Below are 3,379 nucleotides of genomic sequence, written 5' to 3'. Positions count from 1 at the left end.
AAAACAAAACCCCAACTGCTTTCGCAATTGGGGTTTCGGAATTTAATCTTGACGATGACCTACTCTCACATGGGGAAACCCCACACTACCATCGGCGATGCATCGTTTCACTGCTGAGTTCGGGATGGGATCAGGTGGTTCCAACGCTCTATGGTCGTCAAGAAATTCGGGTACTGACTCGTGACCAGATGGCCTCGCTTCAGCAAATTGGGTATGTGACAGCTGGTGTTTGTGAACTTCGAACTTTCGGTTCGTTTCGTCTTCACACACCGCAATCTGGCGCCTTTTCAGGTCAGCAAATTGCTTGGGTGTTATATGGTCAAGCCTCACGGGCAATTAGTATTGGTTAGCTCAACGCCTCACAGCGCTTACACACCCAACCTATCAACGTCGTAGTCTTCGACGGCCCTTCAGGGAACTCAAGGTTCCAGTGAGATCTCATCTTGAGGCAAGTTTCCCGCTTAGATGCTTTCAGCGGTTATCTTTCCCGAACATAGCTACCCGGCAATGCCACTGGCGTGACAACCGGAACACCAGAGGTTCGTCCACTCCGGTCCTCTCGTACTAGGAGCAGCCCCTCTCAAATCTCAAACGTCCACGGCAGATAGGGACCGAACTGTCTCACGACGTTCTAAACCCAGCTCGCGTACCACTTTAAATGGCGAACAGCCATACCCTTGGGACCGGCTTCAGCCCCAGGATGTGATGAGCCGACATCGAGGTGCCAAACACCGCCGTCGATATGAACTCTTGGGCGGTATCAGCCTGTTATCCCCGGAGTACCTTTTATCCGTTGAGCGATGGCCCTTCCATACAGAACCACCGGATCACTAAGACCTACTTTCGTACCTGCTCGACGTGTCTGTCTCGCAGTCAAGCGCGCTTTTGCCTTTATACTCTACGACCGATTTCCGACCGGTCTGAGCGCACCTTCGTACTCCTCCGTTACTCTTTAGGAGGAGACCGCCCCAGTCAAACTACCCACCATACACTGTCCTCGATCCGGATAACGGACCTGAGTTAGAACCTCAAAGTTGCCAGGGTGGTATTTCAAGGATGGCTCCACGCGAACTGGCGTCCACGCTTCAAAGCCTCCCACCTATCCTACACAAGCAAATTCAAAGTCCAGTGCAAAGCTATAGTAAAGGTTCACGGGGTCTTTCCGTCTAGCCGCGGATACACTGCATCTTCACAGCGATTTCAATTTCACTGAGTCTCGGGTGGAGACAGCGCCGCCATCGTTACGCCATTCGTGCAGGTCGGAACTTACCCGACAAGGAATTTCGCTACCTTAGGACCGTTATAGTTACGGCCGCCGTTTACCGGGGCTTCGATCAAGAGCTTCGCGTTAGCTAACCCCATCAATTAACCTTCCGGCACCGGGCAGGCGTCACACCCTATACGTCCACTTTCGTGTTTGCAGAGTGCTGTGTTTTTAATAAACAGTCGCAGCGGCCTGGTATCTTCGACCGGCATGAGCTTACGGAGCAAGTCCTTCACCCTCACCGGCGCACCTTCTCCCGAAGTTACGGTGCCATTTTGCCTAGTTCCTTCACCCGAGTTCTCTCAAGCGCCTTGGTATTCTCTACCCAACCACCTGTGTCGGTTTGGGGTACGGTTCCTGGTTACCTGAAGCTTAGAAGCTTTTCTTGGAAGCATGGCATCAACCACTTCGTCACCCAAAGGGTAACTCGTCATCAGCTCTCGGCCTTAAGATCCCGGATTTACCTAAGATCTCAGCCTACCACCTTAAACTTGGACAACCAACGCCAAGCTGGCCTAGCCTTCTCCGTCCCTCCATCGCAATAACCAGAAGTACAGGAATATTAACCTGTTTTCCATCGACTACGCTTTTCAGCCTCGCCTTAGGGACCGACTAACCCTGCGTCGATTAACGTTGCGCAGGAAACCTTGGTCTTTCGGCGTGGGTGTTTTTCACACCCATTGTCGTTACTCATGTCAGCATTCGCACTTCTGATACCTCCAGCAAGCTTCTCAACTCACCTTCACAGGCTTACAGAACGCTCCTCTACCGCATCATCCGAAGATGATACCCGTAGCTTCGGTGTATGGTTTGAGCCCCGTTACATCTTCCGCGCAGGCCGACTCGACTAGTGAGCTATTACGCTTTCTTTAAAGGGTGGCTGCTTCTAAGCCAACCTCCTAGCTGTCTAAGCCTTCCCACATCGTTTCCCACTTAACCATAACTTTGGGACCTTAGCTGACGGTCTGGGTTGTTTCCCTTTTCACGACGGACGTTAGCACCCGCCGTGTGTCTCCCATGCTCGGCACTTGTAGGTATTCGGAGTTTGCATCGGTTTGGTAAGTCGGGATGACCCCCTAGCCGAAACAGTGCTCTACCCCCTACAGTGATACATGAGGCGCTACCTAAATAGCTTTCGAGGAGAACCAGCTATCTCCGAGCTTGATTAGCCTTTCACTCCGATCCACAGGTCATCCGCTAACTTTTCAACGGTAGTCGGTTCGGTCCTCCAGTCAGTGTTACCTAACCTTCAACCTGCCCATGGATAGATCGCCCGGTTTCGGGTCTATTCCCAGCGACTAGACGCCCTATTAAGACTCGCTTTCGCTACGCCTCCCCTATTCGGTTAAGCTCGCCACTGAAAATAAGTCGCTGACCCATTATACAAAAGGTACGCAGTCACAGAACAAAGTCTGCTCCCACTGCTTGTACGCATACGGTTTCAGGATCTATTTCACTCCCCTCTCCGGGGTTCTTTTCGCCTTTCCCTCACGGTACTAGTTCACTATCGGTCAGTCAGTAGTATTTAGCCTTGGAGGATGGTCCCCCCATATTCAGACAAAGTTTCTCGTGCTCCGTCCTACTCGATTTCATGACTAAGAGATTTTCGCGTACAGGGCTATCACCCACTATGGCCGCACTTTCCAGAGCGTTCCGCTAATCTCAAAGCCACTTAAGGGCTAGTCCCCGTTCGCTCGCCACTACTAAGGGAATCTCGGTTGATTTCTTTTCCTCAGGGTACTTAGATGTTTCAGTTCCCCTGGTTCGCCTCTTGCACCTATGTATTCAGTACAAGATAACCATCTTATGATGGCTGGGTTCCCCCATTCAGACATCTCCGGATCAAAGTCTGTTTGCCGACTCCCCGAAGCTTTTCGCAGGCTACCACGTCTTTCATCGCCTCTGACTGCCAAGGCATCCACCGTATGCGCTTCTTCACTTGACCATATAACCCCAAGCAATCTGGTTATACTGTGAAGACGACATTCGCCGAAAATTCGAATTTCTCAACTAAGAGAACTCACAAATTTTACCTTAGCCTGATCCGTTACCAGTGAAAGTAACGTTCAGTCTATCTTTCTATCACATACCCAAATTTTTAAAGAACGATCTAAT

2 rRNA genes are annotated in these 3,379 nt (G+C 50.9%); both read right to left on the bottom strand.

Features of this window, described 5'->3' with window-relative positions:
* Positions 1-46: 46 nt before the first annotated feature.
* Positions 47-162, bottom strand: a 5S ribosomal RNA gene (gene rrf, locus CKW30_RS26575).
* Positions 163-315: 153 nt separating this feature from the next.
* A 23S ribosomal RNA gene (locus CKW30_RS26570) occupies positions 316-3,209 on the bottom strand.
* Positions 3,210-3,379 lie beyond the last annotated feature (170 nt).

It is taken from the genome of Pseudomonas sp. Irchel 3F6, from assembly GCF_900187595.1.
Taxonomy (GTDB): domain Bacteria; phylum Pseudomonadota; class Gammaproteobacteria; order Pseudomonadales; family Pseudomonadaceae; genus Aquipseudomonas; species Aquipseudomonas siliginis.
The sequence above is the reverse complement of the archived record's forward strand: the minus strand, read 5'-3'. Positions and strand labels throughout refer to the sequence as shown.